The 22,251-nt window shown below is 59.9% G+C and carries 21 protein-coding genes and 3 pseudogenes; 9 read left to right on the top strand and 15 right to left on the bottom strand.

Annotated features, from left to right (window positions below; genetic code table 11):
- Genes F8N66_RS11445 through F8N66_RS11455 form a run of 3 tightly spaced genes read left to right on the top strand, consistent with a single transcriptional unit; the run spans position 1 to position 1,572 of the window.
- Positions 1-759 (top strand): class I SAM-dependent methyltransferase, encoded by a 759-nt coding sequence (locus F8N66_RS11445; protein WP_191622976.1) that lies wholly within the window; start codon positions 1-3, stop codon positions 757-759.
- Positions 746-1,132 (top strand): hypothetical protein, encoded by a 387-nt coding sequence (locus F8N66_RS11450; protein WP_150770273.1) that lies wholly within the window; start codon positions 746-748, stop codon positions 1,130-1,132. Before F8N66_RS11445 ends, F8N66_RS11450 begins: the two co-directional genes overlap by 14 nt.
- Entirely contained in the window at positions 1,051-1,572 is a 522-nt protein-coding gene (locus tag F8N66_RS11455; protein ID WP_150770274.1) for a hypothetical protein, read from the top strand. Before F8N66_RS11450 ends, F8N66_RS11455 begins: the two co-directional genes overlap by 82 nt.
- 7 nt (positions 1,573-1,579) lie before the next feature.
- Here F8N66_RS11455 and proS read toward each other — a convergent pair whose 3' ends face one another.
- On the bottom strand, positions 1,580-3,070 hold the full coding sequence (gene proS / locus F8N66_RS11460) for a proline--tRNA ligase (protein WP_150770275.1): 1,491 nt from the start codon (positions 3,068-3,070) through the stop codon (positions 1,580-1,582).
- A gap of 201 nt (positions 3,071-3,271) precedes the next feature.
- Between proS and prfC the strand changes: the two are divergent.
- Positions 3,272-3,517: pseudogene (gene prfC, locus F8N66_RS11465) on the top strand (peptide chain release factor 3); the annotation flags it as partial.
- A 96-nt stretch (positions 3,518-3,613) separates the two neighbouring features.
- Here the strand turns inward: prfC and F8N66_RS31715 are convergent.
- Positions 3,614-3,858, bottom strand: a pseudogene (locus F8N66_RS31715) (fructose-bisphosphate aldolase); the annotation flags it as partial.
- Here F8N66_RS31715 and F8N66_RS11475 point away from each other — a divergent pair.
- A pseudogene (locus tag F8N66_RS11475) lies at positions 3,858-4,181 on the top strand (GTP pyrophosphokinase); the annotation flags it as partial. The pseudogenes F8N66_RS31715 and F8N66_RS11475 overlap by 1 nt on opposite strands.
- A gap of 111 nt (positions 4,182-4,292) precedes the next feature.
- The gene (locus F8N66_RS11480) at positions 4,293-4,961 is read left to right on the top strand and encodes an ATPase (protein WP_150770276.1); all 669 of its coding nucleotides are present in this window, start codon (positions 4,293-4,295) and stop codon (positions 4,959-4,961) included.
- A 4-nt stretch (positions 4,962-4,965) separates the two neighbouring features.
- On the opposite strand, the gene F8N66_RS11485 is transcribed toward F8N66_RS11480, so the two are convergent.
- The 6 genes from F8N66_RS11485 to speF form a co-directional block, all read right to left on the bottom strand.
- Positions 4,966-5,562 carry a cytochrome c3 family protein gene (locus tag F8N66_RS11485; RefSeq protein ID WP_150770277.1) on the bottom strand — a complete coding sequence of 199 codons (597 nt, stop codon included), beginning with the start codon at positions 5,560-5,562 and terminating at the stop codon, positions 4,966-4,968.
- Positions 5,563-5,571: 9 nt separating this feature from the next.
- Positions 5,572-6,057 carry a nitrate reductase cytochrome c-type subunit gene (locus F8N66_RS11490; RefSeq protein ID WP_150770278.1) on the bottom strand — a complete coding sequence of 162 codons (486 nt, stop codon included), beginning with the start codon at positions 6,055-6,057 and terminating at the stop codon, positions 5,572-5,574.
- 11 nt (positions 6,058-6,068) lie between these two features.
- The gene (gene napA, locus F8N66_RS11495; protein ID WP_150770279.1) at positions 6,069-8,573 is read right to left on the bottom strand and encodes a nitrate reductase catalytic subunit NapA; all 2,505 of its coding nucleotides are present in this window, start codon (positions 8,571-8,573) and stop codon (positions 6,069-6,071) included.
- Positions 8,570-8,830: a chaperone NapD gene (locus F8N66_RS11500; RefSeq protein WP_150770280.1), complete on the bottom strand. Its 261-nt coding sequence runs from the start codon at positions 8,828-8,830 to the stop codon at positions 8,570-8,572. The genes napA and F8N66_RS11500 overlap by 4 nt, the downstream gene beginning before the upstream one ends.
- A gap of 23 nt (positions 8,831-8,853) precedes the next feature.
- Entirely contained in the window at positions 8,854-9,021 is a 168-nt protein-coding gene (gene napE / locus F8N66_RS11505) for a periplasmic nitrate reductase, NapE protein (protein ID WP_150770281.1), read from the bottom strand.
- Positions 9,022-9,262: 241 nt separating this feature from the next.
- Positions 9,263-11,446: an ornithine decarboxylase SpeF gene (speF, locus tag F8N66_RS11510; RefSeq protein WP_150770282.1), complete on the bottom strand. Its 2,184-nt coding sequence runs from the start codon at positions 11,444-11,446 to the stop codon at positions 9,263-9,265.
- Positions 11,447-11,867: 421 nt separating this feature from the next.
- On the opposite strand from speF, the gene F8N66_RS11515 reads away from it, so the two are divergent.
- Positions 11,868-12,653 carry a DeoR/GlpR family DNA-binding transcription regulator gene (locus tag F8N66_RS11515; RefSeq protein ID WP_150770283.1) on the top strand — a complete coding sequence of 262 codons (786 nt, stop codon included), beginning with the start codon at positions 11,868-11,870 and terminating at the stop codon, positions 12,651-12,653.
- A gap of 123 nt (positions 12,654-12,776) precedes the next feature.
- Here F8N66_RS11515 and F8N66_RS11520 read toward each other — a convergent pair whose 3' ends face one another.
- The 7 genes from F8N66_RS11520 to F8N66_RS11550 all read right to left on the bottom strand — a co-directional run bounded on the left by F8N66_RS11520 (position 12,777) and on the right by F8N66_RS11550 (position 20,074).
- Positions 12,777-14,063, bottom strand: coding sequence for an NAD(P)/FAD-dependent oxidoreductase (locus tag F8N66_RS11520; protein ID WP_150770284.1), 1,287 nt, complete (start codon positions 14,061-14,063; stop codon positions 12,777-12,779).
- A 157-nt stretch (positions 14,064-14,220) separates the two neighbouring features.
- On the bottom strand, positions 14,221-15,585 hold the full coding sequence (locus F8N66_RS11525) for a glutamine synthetase family protein (protein ID WP_150770285.1): 1,365 nt from the start codon (positions 15,583-15,585) through the stop codon (positions 14,221-14,223).
- A gap of 390 nt (positions 15,586-15,975) precedes the next feature.
- Positions 15,976-17,334, bottom strand: coding sequence for a chromate efflux transporter (gene chrA, locus F8N66_RS11530; RefSeq protein ID WP_224790463.1), 1,359 nt, complete (start codon positions 17,332-17,334; stop codon positions 15,976-15,978).
- 76 nt (positions 17,335-17,410) lie between these two features.
- The gene (locus F8N66_RS11535) at positions 17,411-17,662 is read right to left on the bottom strand and encodes a MoaD/ThiS family protein (protein WP_150770287.1); all 252 of its coding nucleotides are present in this window, start codon (positions 17,660-17,662) and stop codon (positions 17,411-17,413) included.
- Positions 17,659-18,165: a cyclic pyranopterin monophosphate synthase MoaC gene (moaC, locus tag F8N66_RS11540; protein ID WP_150770288.1), complete on the bottom strand. Its 507-nt coding sequence runs from the start codon at positions 18,163-18,165 to the stop codon at positions 17,659-17,661. The genes F8N66_RS11535 and moaC overlap by 4 nt, the downstream gene beginning before the upstream one ends.
- Before the next feature lie 43 nt (positions 18,166-18,208).
- A complete protein-coding gene (fdhD, locus tag F8N66_RS11545; protein ID WP_150770289.1) occupies positions 18,209-19,036 on the bottom strand; it encodes a formate dehydrogenase accessory sulfurtransferase FdhD in 828 nt (275 codons plus the stop codon).
- Between the two features lie 147 nt (positions 19,037-19,183).
- A complete protein-coding gene (locus F8N66_RS11550; RefSeq protein ID WP_150770290.1) occupies positions 19,184-20,074 on the bottom strand; it encodes a LysR family transcriptional regulator in 891 nt (296 codons plus the stop codon).
- A gap of 345 nt (positions 20,075-20,419) precedes the next feature.
- On the opposite strand from F8N66_RS11550, the gene moaB reads away from it, so the two are divergent.
- Entirely contained in the window at positions 20,420-20,959 is a 540-nt protein-coding gene (gene moaB, locus F8N66_RS11555; protein ID WP_150770291.1) for a molybdenum cofactor biosynthesis protein B, read from the top strand.
- Positions 20,956-22,161, top strand: a complete 1,206-nt coding sequence (gene glp / locus F8N66_RS11560; protein ID WP_150770292.1) for a gephyrin-like molybdotransferase Glp — start codon at positions 20,956-20,958, stop codon at positions 22,159-22,161. Before moaB ends, glp begins: the two co-directional genes overlap by 4 nt.
- Positions 22,162-22,251 lie beyond the last annotated feature (90 nt).

The raw sequence follows: 22,251 nt of genomic DNA on the forward strand, positions 1-22,251 counted from the left end.
ATGGTCCATTCACTCGCCGCTGCCTACGTCAACAAATCTGAAGTTTATGACAGTGCCAGACCTTCCTATCCGCAAGAGGCCATCCTGTTCATCCATAGTCAGCTCGATTTATCGCTTGGATTGCCAGTGCTGGATGTCGGGTCGGGAACCGGGATACTGACTCGGCAACTGGCGGCTACCGGCATGCCGATGATTGGAATAGAACCTGACGCAAACATGCTGGCCAAGGCCAAAGCAAACAACGGGCAGCCAAGCGCAAATTACCGTTCCGGAACGGCCGAACAACTGGGTGCTGCTCCGTGCTCGGTAACGGCGCTGGTGTGCGGGCAATCCTTTCACTGGTTCGAACCAGGCAAGACCCAGGCTGAATTCCGACGGGTGCTGGCGACCGACAATCCAGTGATCCTCATCTGGAATATACGCAGCCCCGACTGCGATGAGTTTCACCGTGCTTACGAACAATTGCTGAACGATGCCTTCGAACGTTATGCCGAGACGTTGCAAATCGACGAAGCCTTGGAAAGCCGGATCCAGCAGTTTTTTCCCGGTCCCTACGAGGAACGCACGTTCCACAATAGTCAACAGCTGAGCGAGTCGGGTCTGCTTGAAAGAACCCTGTCCTGTTCCTATGCGGCGCAGCCAGGAACACTCGAATATCGTACGGCCAGCAACGCCCTGAACGCCTTGCATCAGGAGTACCAGCAAAACGGCCTTGTCTCACTTAACTATAAAACGCGTGTGGTCTATGGACGTATTTAACCGGATGGGCCTGAGTCGGTTGTTCAGCGGTTCGGCACTGGTAGTGCCGCTGTCGTTTTTCCCGACGTTGGCACGCGCCGCTTTTCTTTCCTACTTTCTGATTTTTCTGAAGGAGCGCTTCGACCTTTCGGTGGATCAAATCGGGCTGTTTGCCGGCGGGTTTATTCTCCTGAGTTCAGTGTCCAGCCTGGTGTTTGGCTCGGTACTGGACGGGTTGAGTCTCAAAGCCTTGACGGCAACCAGAATAAAGATCAGCGCCGATGCGCTGCAGAACAGCAATGGCGAAACACCTTGGCGATTCAGCCACAGTCCGATCAGCGGCCCCAATGCATACGCGGTGTTGGTAAAGGTGTATTTGTCACCAATGCGCTGACTTCGATCCTGTTGCAATACCAAATCGGTCGCAGGGTGGCTGCTGAACGATTCAGATACTGGACCTGCGGCTGCATTCTGGCGTTCGTGATCGGGCTGATGGGATTTGCTTTCTCCAGCACCCTCTATTTATGGGGCTTGTTCACTGCCATCTTTACGGTGGGAGAAATCATCATTCAGCCATTGGAGTTTTTCTACATCACGCGTATCGCACCGGCGCACATGGCTGGGGTCTACTACAGCTCGCAAAACATCACGTACCTGGGCGCGGCGTCGACGCCGGTGGTCTGTGGTTTTATTCTTGCCGACTTCAATCCGCTGTATTTTTTTGTTGTACTTGTTGGCGTTGCTGATGGTCGGCGGTGTGATTTTTTATGTAGAAGGGGGCAAGTTAATCCGACCGGAAACAAAACAGCCCCTGGCAAGTGGGGCTGTTGGTGATCAGGGATCAATATGACTTTGCATAGAGTGCCCAGAGTCTGGTGGGCTGACCCGTAAACAAACAGGTAGCTGCAGCCTTGGGCTGAACCAGTGGAATACAGCGAACAGTTACACCCAGTTCGCTGATGGTCTTCTCAACTCTTTCGTCATCAATGAAAGGCGCGAGAACGAATGTATTGAGTTTGTCTTTGCGCTTGAGTGCTTGCTTAAAGTCTTCGAGGGTGGTGACAGTCTTTGTATTGTAGAATAGTTTCTTTTTGGCACTTTCAAGCATGCCTATCTGGATAGTCTTCAGAATTTTTGACACGTCTTTTACAAAAATATTGATGTCCACATTCAAGATTTTCTTACTGCTGTCTCTGCAGGAATAAGTGACCATGTTCTGTTCCAGTTCCTTTATCCCGACTTCGACCCGAACAGGCACACCGCGCTTGATGTGATACCACTTTTTTTCGCCGCCATTCATGTCCCGCTTATCTACGCTAGCACGCAGGTTTTGCCCGTTCAGTCTTTTTCGGGAGATCTGCTTTTGCAACTTATCGCAGTAGGCATGGATAGCTTCGGCATCCTGCACACCGCGTACGATCGGAACAATGATGACTTGCGTCGGTGCCACCAGCGGTGGCATCACCAGGCCGTCGTCATCGCCATGGGCCATGATCATTGCACCAATCAATCGTGTGGAAACGCCCCATGAAGTGGTCCAAGCCAGTTCTTTTACCCCTTCCTTGTTAACAAAGCGGATGTCTGATGCCTGGGCAAAGTTTTGTCCCAGGAAATGTGAGGTCCCCGCTTGCAAGGCCTTGCCGTCCTGCATCATCGCTTCGATGGTGTAGGTATTGACGGCGCCCGGGAAACGTTCCCATGAGCACTTTTCGCCCTTGATTACTGGTATGGCCAAGTGTTCGACAGTAAACCGCTCATAGATATCCAGCATCTTCAGCGTCTCGTCCAAGGCCTCTTCACTGGAGGCGTGAACGGTGTGGCCTTCCTGCCACAGAAACTCTGAGGTGCGCAAGAAGATCCTTGGACGCATTTCCCAGCGCAGGACGTTGGCCCACTGGTTGATGAGTAGCGGCAAATCCCGATAACTTTGCACCCATCGTGAAAAGGAGGCACCGATCACCGTTTCGCTGGTAGGCCTGATGATCAAAGGCTCTTCCAGTTCGCCTGCAGGAGTGAGTTTTCCATCTGCTGTCTGTTCCAGGCGGTGATGGGTTACAACTGCGCACTCCTTGGCAAAACCATCGACATGTTCTGCTTCTTTTTGAAAAAAGGATAAGGGGATCAAAAGTGGGAAATATGCGTTCGCGTGGCCTGTATCTTTGAATTTTTGATCAAGCTCTCGTTGAATCTGCTCCCATATGCCATAGCCCCAAGGGCGAATGACCATGCAACCTCTAACGGGAGAGTTTTCCGCTAGTTCAGACTGGCTGATGACTTGTTGATACCATTCGGAGAAATTTTCACTTCTTGTGGGTGATATAGCGTTTTTCATAATGCACCGGTTTTTTTAAAAGACAGCGTGTGATTTGAGATTGGTATTTTGTGGGTATATGTATATTTTTTGAGGTTTGAAATTTCAAGGGGTCATATATTTTTGTTTGATCTTTCGGAAAATTCTTTCAGGCAGATCCATTTTTTTGTAAGACTCTTTCATTTTATTTACGACGTTTGAATACAATAAACGTTGCCTGACGAAATCATCGGTTTGCGCAAACACGGCACCACCCTGATCGGCGACACCCTCAGTGAAGGCGAAACCCTGGGCTTGGCCGGGATCCCGCACTTCGCTTCGGATCTATTCCGTTGCGTACGTTTGAAGGATCCGCTGAAATCCAAGCAGCTGAGCCGGTGCCTGTAACAATTGGCCGAAGATGGCGCGCCCCAGATTCTCTTCTCGGAGCGCAGCAACGACATCGTCCCCGGCGCCGTTGGTGTGCTGTAGTTCGGTTAGCCAGAGGCAAAGGGTGTCGCTATATACGGTGGTGTTAGAGGACGACGGTTCTGAAATCGCCTCCTACTCGATTCTCGCATCAGGTCACTGCGTGTCAGCTTTCTCAAACCCTCGCTGCTCAATCACGCTAAAAACGTCGAGCATATCCTGCAGCAGGATTCAGCTGATGTTTGTCACGGAGTTGATGTCGTTTTCGGCGTAGTCGGGGAGGCTAGTGCAGGCCATGAGGTGCAGGTATCGGAGGACGGCGTTGAGGCGTTCGCTGATTCCGTTGTGGAGCTCGCGGATGGGGCTTGGTTGTCAATGAGGAGAACGGTGTAGCTGGTGGCGGGTGATCCTCAAAGTCACCACGCTGGAAGAACGCATCATCGCGGTGCTGCATGACGTGGTCGAGGACTGTGACATCAGCCTTGATGAGTTGCGTGAAGAAGGCTTCAGTGAAACGGTGTTGACGGCCATTGAAGCCGTGACCAAAGTGCCCGGCGAATCCTCCGAGGACTTCATCGCTCGCGCGGCGCAGAACCCGATTGGCCGGGTAGTGAAATTGGCGGAGCTGGAAGAAAACAGCGACCTCTCGCGGATTGCCCAGCCGAGTTGGGAAGATCTGGAGCGGGTTGAGAAGTATCGGCGGGCGATTGGGGTGTTGCACTGATAGCTACCATTCATTTCCTCGATATCCATCATTAAAGAATGCAAGTTCTGTTTTTCTGTCATCGGAGGAGGATAGGGTCATACCGATCTCGCCTTTGAAGGAACCTGCGCGATGAGAATTTCGACCCTGTTGGCGGTTGTCGCCGTGTTGACTGGCAGCCTTGGCGCCACCTTGCCGGCCATGGCGGACGGGCAAACCTGCCATTTCCTGCCGATCGCCGACAGCACTGCCAGCCTGCAACAGGCCCGTTCTGTGGCGGTGCTCTACAGCGAAAACACCCTCAATACCCAGCAATACCTGGAGAGCTACCACGCGGTGGCGGTCAAGGGTGCGCAGAATCCCGAGATGAATGCGCAGATCGCCAAGGCTTTTGTCGACAGCTCCGATCCGCAGCGGGCGATCACCTGGTTGATGGGTTCGTTGCAGAAGCAATTCACCTCGGTGACGGTCTACGACAATCTTGATGCGGCGGTGCAGGCGCATCCGGATGTGGTGGTGATGCTCGACACCTACAGCCGGCTGGTGTCCAAGCGCAACAATCAGGTGGAAGCGCGGTTCCTCGCCAAGTTTTACGACGCCAACCTGCAATACATCGGGCAGGCCGAAGGCTCCCGTGCGCAGCAGATGCCATCGGTCTGGGTGCATGGCAAAGCCGCGCCGCAGATCGCCGCGCAGATCGATCAGCAGACCGAGTTGCAGGTCAACGCCCTGAAGCAGTTCGATGCATCGCTCAAAGCGTTGATGACATCCGCCAATGCGGCTCACGTCGCCAGTAACTGAGCCGCTACCAGCCTTTGACCCCGCTCATGTCCGGCAGCTTGTGCGCAATGCCTTTGTGGCAGTCGATGCAGGTGGCTTCACCCTTGGCCAGTGACGTTGAATGCATGGCGGCCGCACGTTTGCTCTGGCGGGTGAAGTCCATGAATTCGAAGTTATGGCAGTTACGGCATTCCCGTGAGTCGTTGGCCTTGAGCCTGGCCCATTCGTGTTCCGCCAGTTCACGGCGCAGGGCGAGGAACTTGTCGCGGGTGTCGATGGTGCCGAACAGCTTGCCCCAGACTTCCTTCGACGCCTGCATCTTGCGGGCGATCTTGTGGGTCCATTCATGGGGGACGTGGCAGTCCGGGCAACTGGCGCGCACGCCGGACCGGTTGGTGTAGTGGATGGTGTCCTGCAATTCGACATACACGTTGTCGCGCATCTCGTGGCAGGAAATACAGAACTTCTCGGTGTTGGTCAGCTCCAGCGCCGTGTTGAAACCACCCCAGAAAATAATCCCGGCGATAAAGCCCCCCAGCGTCAGAAAACCCAGGCTGAAGTAGACACTCGGCCGACAGAGGATGCCCCAGTAGTCCTTAAGCAGGGCGAACAGTGCTTTCATGGCGCCTCCTCAAGGTTTCTGCGCGGCGTTGGCGTCGTCTTGCAGGATTTTGTCGATGGTCTCGAAGCTGTTGCCCACCAGCGGCAGCACTTCCTTTTGCGGTACATGACACTGGTTGCAGAAGTAGCGGCGCGGAGAGACGGCGGCCAGTGCCTGGCCATCGCGGTCCATGTAGTGGGTGATGCTGATCATGGTCGCCTGGGTCCGTGCGCTGTTGGCCCGGCTGTGGCAGGACAGGCATTTGTTGCCGTTCTTGTCGATCTGGTAACCGCGAATGCTATGGGGGATGGTCGGCGGCTGGTCGGGGTAATTGCGTTCGCGCTTGAGGTCCTTGTTTTCATCGTTGGCAATCGGCGGGGCGGGCATGCTCTGGGTCAGCGTGCCACCGGGACGACGTCCGTCCGGGCCCGGCGCGTCCAGGGGGTAGTCGACTTCGGCGGCAATGGCCACACCGATGACAGCGAGAAAAACCAGCGGCAGGATTCGAAAGGTCATGACGGTTCTCCTCAAGCCGCGCTGATCAACTCGATGCGAATGGCGCATTTCTTGTAGTCGGTCTGTTTGGAGATCGGGTCGGTGGCATCCAGCGTGACCTTGTTGATCAGCTTGTTGGCATCGAAGAACGGCACGAACACCAGGCCGCGCGGTGGTTTGTTACGCCCTCGGGTTTCGATGCGCGCGCGGATTTCGCCGCGCCGGCTGATCAGTTTCACCTCGCTGCCACGCCGCGCCTTCATCGCCTTGGCATCTTCGGGGTGCATGTACACCAGCGCGTCCGGCACGGCCTTGTACAGTTCCTCGACCCGCTGGGTCATGCTGCCCGTGTGCCAGTGTTCCAGTACCCGGCCGGTGCTCAGCCAGAACGGGTATTCGGCATCCGGGGCTTCGGCGGGCGGCTCGTAGGGCAGGGCGAAGATGATCGCTTTCTTGTCCGGGTAGCCGTAGAACTGCACGCCGCTGCCGGTCTCCACATAAGGGTCGTAGCCCTCGCGATAGCGCCAGCGGGTTTCCTTGCCATCCACCACCGGCCAGCGCAGGCCGCGTTCGCTGTGGTAACGGTCGAAGGCGGCCAGGTCATGACCATGGCCACGGCCGAACTGGGCGTATTCTTCGAACAGGCCTTTTTGCAGGTAGAAACCGAAGGCCGTGGCTTCGTCGTTCTTGTAGCCGTCCTCGATCTGCCCAACCGGAAACTGGTCGACCTGGCCGTTCCTGAACAATACGTCGAACAGGGTCTTGCCCTTGTATTCAGGCGACTTGGCCAGCAGCTGGGCCGGCCAGACTTCTTCGATCTTGAAACGCTTGGAAAACTCCACCAATTGCCAGAGATCCGACCTGGCCTCGCCCGGTGCGCTCACCAACTGATGCCAGAATTGCGTGCGCCGTTCGGCGTTGCCAAAGGCACCTTCCTTTTCCACCCACATCGCACTGGGCAGGATCAGGTCAGCCGCCTGGGCGGACACCGTGGGGTAGACGTCAGAGACGATCACGAAGTTTTCCGGGTTGCGCCAGCCGGGCAGGACTTCCTGCATGATGTTGGGCCCGGCGTGCATGTTGTTGCTGGCCTGGGTCCAGTAGACGTTGAGCACGCCGTCCTTGAGCATGCGGCTCTGTTGCACGGCGTGAAAACCGACTTTCTCCTGGATGGTCCCGTCGGGCAGCTTCCAGATTTTTTCGGCGGTGGCGCGGTGCTTGGGGTTGGTCACCACCAGGTCGGCGGGCAGGCGATGGGAGAAGGTCCCGACTTCGCGCGCGGTGCCACAGGCCGAGGGCTGGCCGGTCAACGAGAAGGGGCTGTTGCCCGGCTCGCTGATCTTCCCGGTCAGCAGGTGGATGTTGTAGATCAGGTTGTTGGCCCACACCCCGCGCGTGTGCTGATTGAAGCCCATGGTCCAGAACGACACGACCTTGCGTTTCGGGTCGGCGTACAACTCAGCCAGGCTCTTGAGGCGTTCGGCCGGGACACCGGTTTCCTTGGCGGTGCGCTCCAGGGTGTAGGGTTTGACGAAGGCGGCGAATTGCTCGTAGGAGATGTCTGTCCAGGTGTTGGCCTTGTCGGCGTTTTTCGCCTGTTTTTCCCGTGGATCGTCCGGGCGCAACCCATAGCCGATGTCATCGGCGCCCTGGGCGAAGCGCGTGTGCTGGCTGATGAAGTCCTTGTTGACCGCGCCGCTTTCGATGATGTGGTTGGCGATGTAGTTGAGGATCAGCAGATCGGTCTGTGGCTTGAACACCATGGGAATGTCGGCCAGTTCGAAACTGCGGTGCTCGAAGGTCGACAGCACCGCGACCTTCACGTGCGGGTAACTCAGGCGCCGGTCGGTGACCCGGCTCCACAAAATCGGGTGCATCTCGGCCATGTTCGAGCCCCACAGCACGAAGGCGTCGGTGGCTTCGATGTCGTCGTAGCAACCCATGGGCTCGTCCATGCCGAAGGTGCGCATGAAGCCCATCACCGCCGAAGCCATGCAATGGCGGGCGTTGGGGTCGATGTTGTTGCTGCGAAAGCCGGCCTTCATCAGCTTGTTGGCGGCGTAGCCTTCCCACACCGTCCATTGCCCGGAACCGAACATGCCGATCGATTCCGGTCCCTTGGTCTTCAAGGCCTGCTTGAATTTCGCTTCCATGATGTCGAAGGCCTTGTCCCAGCTGATCGGCTCGAATTCACCCTGTTTGTCGAACTGGCCGTTTTTCATGCGCAGCAGCGGCTGGGTCAGGCGATCGACGCCGTACATGATCTTGGACAGGAAGTAACCCTTCACACAGTTCAGCCCACGATTGACCTCGGCCTTGACGTCGCCATGGGTGGCGACCACCCGGTTGTCCCGGGTCGCGACCATCACGCTGCAACCGGTGCCGCAGAAACGGCAGGGCGCCTTGTTCCAGTCCAGGGTCACCATGTCCGCTTCGGTGACCAGGTTGCTGGCCGTGGTGAAAATCGGCAGGCCAGCCGCGGAGGCAGCAATGGCGGCGGCCTGGGCTTTGACGAATGCTCGACGCGACAGGCTCATTCGATGTCTCCGGCAGGATCGAGGATTTCGTGATAGATCAACGCGGCGTTAAGTACGCCCGGCAAATTGTTGATCTGCTCGATACGTTGAAGAATCTGGTTTTCATGGTCCGCCTCAAGAACGACCACCAGTTTTCCGGCGGCACTTTCCTGATGCAGTTCAACGCCATCCAATAAGCGCAGGTTGGCTTTAACGGCGTCGAAAAGTTCCGGGCGTGCAAGTACTACAAGACTGGCAATGTGCAGGGCTTCGTCCATGCGCTGACTCCAACAGAGAGTGATCAGTTGGGCGGCCCGGGCGGGCCGTAGATCATTTGCAAAAACCAGATGATGAAGCCGTAGCCGCCGACAATAGCGACCGACAGCAGCGGGAACAGGCAGACGACCAGGAACAGGAACAGCCGGGTTTCCTTGCGCCGCTGCAGTTTTTGTTCTTCAGCCAATGACATGGAGTTCACTCCGCCGAACTTGCAATCAGGCTAGTCCATGAAGTTTTCGCGGGTTTAAGCACTTGGGTTTTTAGCGACCGACGGCGGAGCATTGTTAGTTCGCGGGCACCACAAGTTATAACGCTGATGCTTATTACAGCGGCCAGTTACCACTTACTGTGGGAGTGATAGTCATTCTTGTTTGTAATGGAGCTTCACTCAGGCAGTCAAAGGGCTGCCTGAGTGAGAGTTAACGCGCAGGTTAGTTCTTGAGCACATACCCATAGGCACGGGTACGTCCGTTTTCCTCTTTCAAGTACACCCCTTGCAGTTCCGGGGTAAATCCGGGCAATGCGTTAATGCCTTCTTCCAGCGCCAGGAAGTATTTCAATACCGCGCCGCCCCAGATTTCCCCCGGCACCACGCAGAGCACGCCAGGCGGGTAGGGCAAAGCCCCTTCGGCGGCGATGCGCCCGTCGGCGTCAGCCAGCGCCACCAGTTCGACGTTGCCCCGGATGTACTCGATTTGCGCGGCCTGTGGGTCCATGGCTTTTTTCGGGAAGTGTTCCTTGCGGAACATCGCCTTCTGCAATTGCTGCACGTTGTGGTTGCGGTACAGGTCGTGCATTTCCTGGCAGAGCTGGCGAATGGTGTAGTTGCGATAGCGTTCCGAATGCTGGGCATAGATCGCCGGCAACACCCGGCTCATCGGCGCGTCATCACTGACGAAGCGTTCGAAGCGGGCGATTTGCGAGGCCAGGTGGGTCATCTTCGCCCAGTCTTCGGCCGGGGTGAGCAGGAACAGAATCGAGTTCAGGTCGCACTTTTCCGGAACGATGCCGTTCTCGCGCAGGAAGTTGGCGAGGATGCCGGCATGAATCCCGAAGTCGGTGTAGCTGCCGTCCACCGGGTCGATGCCCGGGGTGGTGAACAGCAACTTGCAGGGGTCGATGAAGTATTGTTTTTCGGCGTATCCACCGAAGGCGTGCCAGCGATCCTTGGGGTGGAATTCGAAGAAGCGCAGGTCGGCGGCAATGTCTTCCGTGGGGTAGTCCTCCCACGCACGGCCCTCAATGGTGTCGGGCACGAACGGGCGAATCATGGTGCAGGCTTCGAGGATCAACTTGCGCGCATCGATGCCGAACTTCACGCAGTCTTCCCACAGGCGCAGGCCGCTGCGGCCGGCATGGATGCGCGCATTGACGTCCAGCGAGGCAAAAATCGCATAGAACGGGCTGGTCGAGGCCTGGGCCATGAACGCGTTGTTCAGGCGGTGATGGTTGCAATAGCGTGCCTGGCCCTTGATGTGGCGATCTTTCTTGTGGATCTGCGAGGCCTGGGAAAAACCGGCCTGTTGTTTGTGCACCGACTGGGTGACGAAGATGCCGGGGTCGTTTTCATTAAGGTCCAGCAGCAGCGGTGAACAGTCCTTCATCATCGGGATGAACTGTTCGTAGCCGACCCACGCCGAGTCGAACAGGATGTAGTCGCACAGTTTGCCAATGCGGTCGACCACTTGCCGGGCGTTGTAGACGGTGCCGTCGTAGGTGCCCAGCTGGATGATCGCCAGGCGAAACGGCCGTGGCAGGTGGGCCTTGTCCGGAGCGACTTCGCTGACCAGTTCACGCAGGTAGGCTTCTTCGAAGCAATGGGCGTCGATGCCGCCGATAAAACCGTAGGGGTTGCGCGCGGTTTCCAGGTACACCGGCGTGGCGCCGGCCTGGATCAACGCGCCCTGATGGTTGGATTTGTGGTTGTTGCGGTCGAACAGCACCAGGTCGCCGGGGGTGAGCAGGGCGTTGGTGACGACCTTGTTCGAGGCCGACGTGCCGTTGAGGACGAAGTAGGTCTTGTCGGCGTTGAACACCTTGGCCGCGTGCTTCTGCGCCCTGAGCGCCGGGCCTTCGTGGATCAGCAGGTCGCCGAGCTTGACGTCGGCGTTGCACATGTCGGCGCGAAACACGGTTTCGCCGAGGAAGTCGAAGAACTGCCGGCCCGCCGGGTGCTTGCGGAAAAACTGGCCGCCCTGGTGACCGGGGCAGGCAAAGGTCGCGTTGGCCGATTCGGTGTAGCGCTTGAGCGTGTCGAAGAACGGTGGCAGCAGGCTGTCTTCGTAGGCTTTGGCCGCCGTTTCCAGCTGATGGCCATGGTATTGGGCGTTGTTGCTGGAAGGGTCGAATATCCCGTTCACCTGCAGCAACACGTCTTCCAGGTGCTTATACACGTCCCGTGCGCGAGTGCCGGTGCCGGGGGCGGTGACCAGGAAAATCGGAATATCGAAACCGGTACGTTGCAGGGCGGCCAGGGCGCCGGCCAGGACATCCTCGACCGAGAACACGGCGACGGCGACGTCGGTGTAGTCGGTCTGGGTGATCGGGATGACTTCGCGGGAGGTCTGGAAACTGTCGTGTACGGTGTCGCTCGCGGCTATCTTCAATGCTTTCATGCGGGGAAATCTCCAGGCAGACATCCATTTGTCCACCGCTGTCCGAGAGATCAACTACTTTGGGGGACGCCTTCAAGCGACCTGAGCCAAAGCATGCCAGCATTGTTTATAGATCAAATATGACCGGGGTCATGGTTTTTGCCGATTGCTGGATCAGGTGTGCACCAGGGCGATGGTGAACGAGACCACGATCATGCACGCAAACGCGAAATTGAGATTCATGAGGTATCCATCCAGAACATTTTTGATGGCGCCATTGTGATGACCGGCCAGGGAAATAAAAAATTGGGCGTAATGATTTAAAAGATCGAAATAAATGATACCTGGGGCACCTCGCCGGGGCGGGCGCGGGTTTGTGTTTGAGCGGTGGTTTGGCTAATCTCGCACAAACACGCAAATTCACGCATAAACAGGCATGATCATGCACGACCATTCTCCCGCCGAACTGCCTCACCTGCGTCGCCAGAAAATCCTCCTGATCCTCGAACGCGACGGCAAGGTCATGGCGTCCGAATTGAGCCAGCATTTCGCCGTCTCAGAAGACACCATCCGCCGCGACCTGTCGGAACTGGCCGGCGCCGGCTTGGTGCAGCGGGTGCACGGCGGGGCCTTGCCCAGGCCCAAGGACACCGGCAAGGACTACTTCACCCGCATCAGTGAAACCGATGAGGTGAAAACCCGGTTGGCGCAGCTGGCGGCCGACCGGGTCGAGAACGGGCAGATCGTGATGTTCGATTCCGGCACCACCACCTTGCAGATCGCGCGGTCACTGCCGTCGGACATCTGCATCACCGCGGTCACCGCCTCGCCGATGACCGCGATTACCCTGTCCGAATACCCGGGCATCAAGGTGATTCTGGCGGGTGGTCAGCTCAACCCGGCAACGATGTCGGCCAGTGGCCATGAAACCTTGCGCCTGCTTGAAGGCATCAACGCCGACCTATTGTTCACCGGGGTGTGCGCGATACACCCGGACGTCGGCATCAGCTCGCTGCACTTTGACGAAGTGCCGGTGAAACAGGCGATGCTCGACAGTGCGTCCCGGGTGATTGCGGTCACCACCGCGGACAAACTGGGCGCGGTGGAACCCTTCGTGGTCGCGCCCTGTTCGCGCTTGCACACGCTGATCACCGAGTGGCATGTGGCCTCGGGGGATGTCGGGGACTACCGGGCGCTGGGGATCGAGGTGGTGCAGGTAGACGCTTGAAATCACCCCTGTAGGAGCTGCCGAAGGCTGCGATCTTTTGATCTTCGCTTTTAAGATCAAAAGATCGCAGCCTCGTTTCACTCGACAGCTCCTACACAGCTCCTACAGGGGTTGTTGGGGGAATCAGCGCAATCGTTCGAGCATCTGGTAGTACCACATGCCCGCCGCCAGCATCGGGTTGCCGAGCAGGTCGCCCATGGGCACGCGGATGTGCTGGCAGGCGGCGAAGGTGTCGAACTGCTGCAGTTGCCCGGTGATCGCGCGGCCCATGATTTCGCCCATGATGTGGGTGGTGGCGATGCCGTGGCCGGAGTAGCCCTGGCAGTACCAGACGTTGTCCGAGAGCTTGCCCAGTTGCGGGATGCGGTTGATGACGATGCCCATCGCGCAACTCCACTGGTAATCGATGGCCACGCCCTTGAGCGCCGGGAATGTCTGCTCGATGCACGGGCGCAGTTCGGCGGCGATGTCGCGCGAGTCCTTGCCGCTGTAGTTGGCGCCGCCGCCGAACAACAGGCGGCCGTCGGCGGTCAGGCGGTAGTAGTCGAGTACGAAACGGCAGTCATACACGGCCAGGTCTTCGGGGTTGATCTGCCGGGCCAGGTCGCCCAGCGGCGCGGTGGTGACGATGCCGCCCATGGCCGGGAAGATTTTGCCCTTGAGCTTGCCCGGTTCGAGCTTGTGGTAGACGTCGCCGGCCAGCAGCACCTGATTGGCGTCGATGCGGCCATGAGCCGTGCGCACACCGGGCGTGTCGCCATGGATGATCTCCAGCACTTCGCTGTTTTCGAAGATCAGCGCGCCAAGACTCTGCGCCGCCCGCGCTTCGCCGATGCACAGGTTCAGCGGGTGCAGGTGCATGTTGCGGGTGTTCTTGATGGCGCCATGGTAGAGGTCGCTTTGCAGCAGGTCGCGCACCTCACTGCGGTCAAGCAGGCTGACGTCATCGCCCATGCCCCGGTGCACCGCCTCTACGTAATCCTTGCGCAAGCCGACCATGTGGCTCGGCTTGTAGGCGGCATGCAGATGCCCGTGCTTGAGGTCGCAGGCGATGCCGTACTTTTCCACCCGTTGCTCGATGATCTGGTGGCCGCGCCAGCGCAGGTGCCAGATGAAATCATCGACGTCCTCACCGAGGGTGCGGCGCATCTGTTTGCGCATCGCTTCGTCGCCCGACAGGCTGCCGGTGACCTGGCCACCGTTGCGCCCGGTGGCGCCCCAGCCGATCTTGTGGCTTTCGACGATGGCGACCTTCAGGCCTTTTTCCGCCAGTTCGACGGCCGTGGCGACGCCGGTGAAACCGCCGCCGATGATCACCACGTCAACCCGGTGATGCCCTTGCAGGGTCGGGTAGTCGGTGTCCTGGTTGAGGGTGGCGGTGTAGTAGGAATGGGTGCGTTGTTGAGTCATTTTGGCGTCCGGGCGAAAAGCGGTAGTGAAGACAGTGGGGACCTTGTAGGAGCGAGCCTGCTCGCGATAGCGGTGTGTCATTCACCAAAAATGTGGCTGATATGACCTCATCGCGAGCAGGCTCGCTCCTACAGGGGATAGCGTGCATCCAACGGGCTTACGCCTCAGTCAAATACCAGCGCCAATCCTGCTCCCCCACCTCGGCCATGAACTGCCGATACTCGGCCCGCTTGACCGCCAGATACACCCCCAAAAATTCCTGCCCCAACGCATCCCGCGCCCACGCCGAGTTCTCCAGCGCCGTCAGCGACGTCAGCCAGTCGGTGGGCAGCAGTTGCGTGGCTTGCGCATAGCCGTTGCCTTGCACCGGCTCACCCGGATCGAGGTTCTCGCGGATACCGCGATGGATGCCGGCCAGGATCGCCGCCGCCGCCAGGTACGGGTTGGCGTCGGCACCACAAATACGATGTTCGATATGTCGGCTGTTGGCCGGTCCGCCCGGAACCCGCAGGCTGACGGTGCGGTTGTCCACGCCCCAGGTCGGCGCCAGCGGCGCATAGCTGTTGGCCTGGAAACGCCGGTAGGAGTTGGCGTTGGGGCAGAACAGCAGCAGCGAGTCGAGCAGGGAGGCGAGCATGCCGCCGATGGCCGTGCGCAGCAGCGGCGTGCCGGCCGGGTCTTCGGAGGCGAACAGGTTGCGGCCCTCGGCATCGGCGATGCTGACGTGCATGTGCATGCCGGTGCCGGCCAGGTGATCGAAGGGTTTGGCCATGAACGTGGCTTGCATGCCGTGTTGGTGGGCAACGGCTTTGACCAGTCGCTTGTAACGCACCGCCTGGTCCATCGCCTGCAAGGCATCGCCGTGTTCCAGGGTGATTTCCACCTGGCCGGGGGCGTACTCGGAAATCGCCGTGCGCGCCGGGATGCCGTGGAGTTTGCACGCGGCATAAAGGTCGGCGAGGAACGGTTCGATCTGCTCCAGTTCGCGCAGGCCATAGACCTGCGTATGCCTCGGTCGACCACCGTCGGCATCCAGTGCCGGTTGCGGGCGCCCCTGATGATCACGCTTGGCATCGAGCAAGTAGAACTCCAGCTCGCAGGCCATCACCGGGTGATAACCCTCGGCTTTCAGGCCATCGATGATCTTGATCAGCAGGTGGCGCGGGTCGGCGATGCTCGCCGGCTGGCCTTCCTGCGGGTGCATGCTGACTTGCACCGCGGCGGTCGGAATCTGCCGCCATGGCAAACGTACCAGGCTGCCTTCGAGCGGGTAGGCGCGGCAATCGATATCGCCCACATCCCAGACCAGCCCGGAGTTCTCGACGTCGTCGCCCTGCAAGGTCAGGCCGAGGATGGTGCTGGGCAGCGGACGACCGCTTTCGTACACCGCCAGCAGTTCCTCGCGGTGCAACAGCTTGCCGCGCGGCACGCCGTTGGCGTCGAGGATGAACAGCTCGATCATGTCGATATCGGGGTTGTTCGCCAAAAACAGTTGGGCATCTTCAAGGGCTGCGAATTTCATTGTTCGTCACTCACGTTGGCGCCACGCGGGCGCACGGATTCAGGCCACGACACGACGGCGGGCAAAAGCCCGGGGCGTGCTGGCAGCGATAGCGAAAAGAAGAGGCTCTACGCGTCGGGAACGCGATCAGGCGAGCAGGGTGCTATCCGGCGGACGTGCGGAGTGACGCAGTTTTGAGCGGCGCAGGGCCATGGGCAGGTTGACGATGCGTTTCATGGGGCAATGCCGTCCGCGGCCAGCAGCGAGGTGGCCTGAATCGAGACGTGTTGCTCTGGCGGCAATTGGCTCATGAATCTTTTTCCAGCAGGGGGAAAACGTCGGTGGCTGATGACACGCCATCCGGGGGTGTCTGGATACTAGGGGTGAAAGCGATGCCTGTAAATGTTTGTTTCAGCGTAGAAGGTGCACCCCCAGTCCGATCAGCCCGCAGCCGATCAACACTTCGATCACCCCGCGCTTGAACCGAAGCAGCGCGGTCGCGGCGGCGAGGGCGATCAGCAGCGAAGGCCAGTCCAGTTGCCCGGCGAAGCCGTTGGGCCAGAGGACGTGGTAGGCAAAGAAGCATGCCAGGTTGAGGATCACGCCGACCACGGCCGCCGTGATCGCCGTCAGCGGGGCGGTGAACTGGAGTTGGTTGTGCGTCGACTCCACCAGCGGCCCGCCGGCGAGGATGAACAGGAACGAGGGCAGGAAGGTGAACCAGGTCACCAGCGTCGCGGCGACCGCGCCGGCGACGAACGCCTGGTCCGGGCCGAACACCTGATGCACATAGGCACCGATAAAGCCGACGAAGGCCACGACCATGATCAACGGGCCGGGGGTGGTTTCGCCGAGCGCCAGGCCATCGATCATTTGCGTCGGCGTCAGCCAGCCATAATGGCCGACCGCGCCCTGATACACATACGGCAGCACGGCGTAGGCGCCGCCGAACGTCAGCAGCGCCGCCTTGGTGAAGAACCAGCTCATCTGCGTCAGCGTGCCGTCCCAGCCGAACAGCGCGGTGAGGGTGGCCATCGGCAGCGTCCACAACACCGCGCCCACGAGGCTCAGGCGCAGCAGTTTCCAGCGACTGAAACGGGCATGTGCGGGAGGCGGCGTGTCGTCGTCGATCAGCGCCGGGCCGAAGGATTTCCGGGCGCTGGCGTGGCCGCCTACGCTGAATGTGTCCGGCGCCAGGCGCCCCCCCAGAAAGCCGGTGATGGCTGCGCCCAGCACAATCAGCGGAAACGGCACATTGAGCAGGAAAATGGCGACGAAAGAGGCGCCGGCGATGCCCCACAGCCAGCCGTTCTTCAATGCCCGGGAACCGATCCGGTGAGCCGCCTGTACCACGATCGCCGTCACCGCCGGCTTGATCCCGTAGAACAGACCGGCCACCGCCGGCACCTCACCGAAGGCGATGTACACCCAGGACAACGCTATCAGGATGAACAGCGACGGCAGCACGAACAGCGCGCCCGCCAGCACGCCACCCCGGGTGCGGTGCATCAGCCAGCCGATGTAGGTCGCCAGTTGCTGGGCCTCGGGGCCGGGCAGCAACATGCAGTAGTTGAGGGCATGCAGAAAGCGTCGCTCGGATATCCAGCGACGGCGCTCGACCAGTTCCTGGTGCATGATCGAAATCTGCCCCGCCGGCCCGCCGAAACTGATGAAACCGAGCTTGAGCCAGAAACCGAAGGCTTGCCGCAGGCTGACCGGCGCGGGCCGTGGCAAATCCTGTTGCGTGGTGGGGGGCGTTGTGAGGCTCAAGCGTGGGCTCCTTGAATTGATGCGCCTTGAGCCAGAGACAGTAGCCATGATGCGGCGGTTTGCCCAGCCGGTGTGTTCAGCCCCCGGTGACGGGCGGGAAAAACGCGATCTCGTCAAAGTCCTCGATCCGCTGATCCGGTTGGCACAGCTCCTGGTTCAGCGCGCACATCAGGCGGCTTTCACCGAGCACGGTGTGCCACAACTCGCTGCGAGCCATGAGCAATTGACGGACGTCTTCGATGGTCTTGAGGTCGTCGGTCAATGGCAGTTTTTCACCGCCCAGGTTGAGCAGGTCGCGGTAGCGGGCGAAGTAGTTGATCAGGATCATTGCGCGTCCTCGAAGGTGAAGTGCCCGGAGCGGCCGCCCTGTTTGCTGAGCAGGCGGATATCGTCGATGACCATGCCGCGGTCCACCGCCTTGCACATGTCGTAGAGCGTCAAGGCGGCGACGCTGACGGCGGTCAGCGCTTCAAGCTCGACGCCGGTCTGGCCCTCGACGCGACAGGTGCCGACGATTTTCACGCTGTCCGGCGCGCAGGCCTTGAGTTCGATGTGGATCGAACTGAGCAGCAAGGTGTGGCACAGCGGGATCAGCTCGCTGGTTTTCTTCGCCGCCATGATCCCGGCGATCCGCGCCACGGCGAATACATCGCCCTTGGGATGGCCGTCGCTCTGGATCAGTTTCAGGGTGTCGGGGCGCATGCGCACCCAGGCCTGGGCCTGCGCCTCGCGCTGGGTCGAGCGCTTGTCGCTGACATCGACCATGTTGGCGTGGCCCTGGCTGTCGAGGTGGGTCAAGCCGCCGGGCGGTAAATCCGAAGGGGTGGTCACGGGTAACTCCTGCGCCGGTCAGCGCGGTGATCGTGTGAAGGCATCATGCCGGGCTGTAGATACGGGGGGCGTTGCGGTGAGGCACATGGATCAGGTTGAGGCGGTGTCTGATCGCCCATTGCACGGTCAGCGCGGTGGGCGCGGAGAGGCTGACCAGCGTGCCAAGCCTGGCCCTGACCGCCTTGTGAATCAGTTCCAGGCTGCACCGGCTGGTGACCACGGTGAAGCCGCGACGGCTGTCGATGCCGGCGTGCTGCAGGGCGCCGATCAATTTATCCAGCGCGTTGTGGCGACCGATGTCCTCACGGCAGACCAGCGCCGAGCCCTGGTCATCGAAGTACAGCGCCGCGTGCAGTGCGCCGCTGCTGCGCGCCATTTGCTGGGCCTGTTCGATGCGATCGCGGATGCCGATGAAATGCTCCGCCGGGGGCAGGGCGACGGGGTCGAGCATGGCCAGTTTCGGCAGCGCCTGCTCCAGCGCCTCCACGCCGCACAGCCCGCAACCGCTGGTGCCGGCCATTTGCCGGCGATGGTTTTTCAGGGCCCAGAATGCGCGGCTGGAAATCTGCACATCGGCCTGCACGGCCTGATCGAAATGGCTGAGGCGCAGGTCGTAGATTTCGTCCTGGTCCTCGACGATGTCGTTGCTGACGCTGAAACCGCGGATGAAGTCTTCGAGATTGCCGGGCGACACCATCATCACCGCCTGGCTCAAACCGTTGTAAGTGATCGCCAGGGCAATTTCCGCCGCCAGGGCGGCCCGGGAGGTGGCCGCGCCGCTGTCGTATTCGCGAAAGTTCACGTCCAGTGGTTTAGGCGCAGGGGCGTTGGTATCGCTTCGATCACTATGGTTTTCAACTTGGCACAACATGAAAAGAACCTCGAAGCACTGGGTTGAGTTCAGGCTACGGGCAACTTTTCGGGGCGTCCAATCGCTTGTTCCGATGCGCTGATTGGTGAGGTCTATCATCGCTGGCGAAGTGGTTTGGCTGAATGTTTTTAATTAATCAATTGATAGTCAGTTCTTTGGTGGAAACAGCAATCGCGCTTCGGCAAAACACTTTTCGGCGATGGCCGAGCGCGGTTCGGTCTTGCGCATCACCAGGCCCAGGGGGGCCAGCACGCTGGCGTCCGGCAGATCGATGAACGCCAGGTGTTCGATCGGTTCTTCAAGGCCGCTGTCAAGCGGCATGATCGAGCAACAGAACCCTTCGTGGATCGCCTGGAGCAGCTGGTACGTCGAATCGCTTTCCAGGATCGGTTGCGGGTTGAGCCCGCGGCTGCGGAAGCTCAGGTCGATGGATTTTCGGTAATGCATGCCGTTGCTGATCATGCCCAGGGGCAGTTCGGCGGCGTCTTCCCAGCTCATTTCGTTGCCGTCGAAATGGAAATGCCGGGTGTCGTACAGCAAGCCGACGCGGGTCTCGCCGATCTCGAAAAACTCGAAGTAGTTCGGGTTGACGTGGTCGAGGTAGCACACGCCCAGGTCCAGTTGGTTGTTGCCCAGGCTCTCGATGATCTGGTCGGAACTCAAGGACGACAGGCTGAACTTGAGCTCCGGAAAGCGGTGGGACAGGCCCTGGATGTAGCTGACGGGGTTGAAACTGCTCAGTGGCACCAGGCCCATGCGCAGGTTGCCGACCAGTTGCCCACGGCACGCGGCGGCTTCGGCGAACAGCCCGTCGTGGGCGGCCAGCAGGGTCCGGGCCCAGGCCAGCACGCGCTCGCCCGCCTCGGTGAAACCCTCGAAACGCTGGCCGCGAGTGACCAGCACCAGGTCCAGTTCATCCTCCAGGTTGCGCAGGCGCATCGACAGGGTCGGCTGGGTGATGTGGCAGCGCGCGGCGGCCTGGCCGAAGTGGCGGGTCTGCTCCAGGGCGATCAGGAACTTGAGTTGTTTAATGTCCATGACGGCACCTGCTGGCGAAGGGACGGAGAGGTAAGTATTGACGCGGACGATCGCATTGTCGTTGACAGGCGTCCAATCACTGCTGTTGAACGCGTTATCGATCGGCTCTATCACAGCCTCGATACCTGTAGGAGCGAGCACGCTCGCGAAAAACGCAAGGGCGTTGTTGGGCATCTGGTTTAACGCGTTATCGTTCACGACCATCGCGAGTGAACTCGCTCCTACAGGGGTCGGATATACCGATAGATCGCCTCGATAGTGCAGTTGGTTAGAGTGATTAGACACTGCCAGTGACCGCGCCTTAGTCTCTGAAAGTTATTTAATCGAGATTGGCCGGAGAGTCCCATGAGCGTTAAACCGGATGCATTGTTTATTCCGTTGAATATCGCCGTTCTGACGGTGAGTGATACCCGTGACTATGCCAACGATACGTCCGGGCAACTGTTGGTCAGTCGTTTGCTGGAGGCCGGTCACACCCTCGGCGAGCGCAATCTGCTCAAGGATGATCTGTACAAAATCCGTGCGCAGGTGGCGGCCTGGATTGCCGATGACCGGATCCAGGTGGTGCTGATCACCGGCGGCACCGGCTTCACCGGGCGCGACAGCACGCCTGAAGCCGTGGCCTGTTTGCTGGATAAACAGATCGATGGCTTCGGCGAGTTGTTCCGGGCGATATCCATCCTCGACATTGGCACCTCGACCGTACAGAGCCGGGCCCTGGCCGGACTGTCCAATGGCACGCTGGTCTGCTGCCTGCCCGGTTCCACCGGCGCCTGTCGCACCGCGTGGGAAGGCATTCTCGCCGAGCAACTGGACGCACGGCATCGTCCGTGCAATTTCGTCCCGCACCTGAAATCCGTTCAGGCTTGCGGGACGAGAGCGTGAGTGCCTCAGCGTTAATGCCAGTGGAGGAGGCCATCCGCCGCTTGCTGGAGATGGCCGAGGCACAGCGTCTGCAAGACAGCGAATCGGTGCCGGTCAGTGCCGCGCGGCAACGGGTGTTGGCCGCTGACCTGGTGGCGACCCTGGATCTGCCACCGTGGCCCAACAGCGCCATGGACGGTTACGCGCTGAACGTCGACGACTGGGACGGCCAGCCATTGCCCGTGTCGCAGCAGGTGTTTGCCGGGCAAGCCCCCGAAGCGCTGACACCGGGAACGTGCGCGCGAATCTTCACCGGTGCGCCCATACCTGAAGGCGCCAATGGGGTGCAGATGCAGGAAAACACCGAAGTGCTGGATGACGGCCGCATTCGCTTCACGCAAGCGCTGAACGTGGGCAGCAACATCCGCCCGCAAGGCCAGGAGAACCGCGCCGGTGATGTACTGCTGCACGCCGGCCAGCGCCTGGGGCCGTTCGAGTTGGCGGTGGCGGCGGCTCAGGGCTGCACCCATGTCCAGGTGGTGCGTCGGCCGCGCGTGGCGTTGCTGTCCACCGGCAATGAACTGGTCGAACCGGGCACGCCGCTCAAACCCGGCAGTATCTACAACAGCAACCGCACGTTGTTGAGCCATTGGTTGAGTGCCTTGGGCTGCGACGTCATCGACGCCGGCATTGTTCCCGACGATCTGCGGCAGACGCGACTCACGCTCGAACACTTGCAGCACGCAACCGACCTGATTCTGACCACCGGCGGCGTCTCGGCCGGCGACGCCGATTGCCTCGGCCAGGTGCTGCGCGAATGCGGCAAACCGCTGTTGTGGAAGCTCTCGATCAAACCCGGAAAACCCTTGACCGTTGGCCAGTTCGGCCCTGTACCGGTGATGGGCTTGCCGGGTAATCCGGCCTCGGCGCTGGTGACCTTCGGCCTGTTGGCCCGGCCGTACCTGCTGCGAATCCAGGGCGTCGAAGCGGTCGAGCCACTGAGTTTCCCCATCCCCGTCGGCTTCGCCTGGCCGAAGCCGGGAAGCCGCCGCGAATACCTGCGCGCCAGGCTGGAAGGCGGTCGCGCCGTGCTCTATCCGAACCAGAGCTCAGGCGTATTGCTGGGGGCCTCCTGGGCGGATGGGCTGTTGGAAGTGCTGGAGAACCGTACGCTGGCAGTCGGCGATACGGCACGGTTCATCCCGTTCAGCGAGTTGTCCTGAAGCCGCAATACCTGTAGGAGCTGCCGCAGGCTGCGATCTTTTGATCTTGATCTTCGACAATCACTGAGATCGCCAAAAGATCGCAGCCTG

The sequence above is a fragment of the Pseudomonas fluorescens genome, assembly GCF_902498195.1.
GTDB classification, from domain to species: Bacteria; Pseudomonadota; Gammaproteobacteria; order Pseudomonadales; family Pseudomonadaceae; genus Aquipseudomonas; species Aquipseudomonas fluorescens_BU.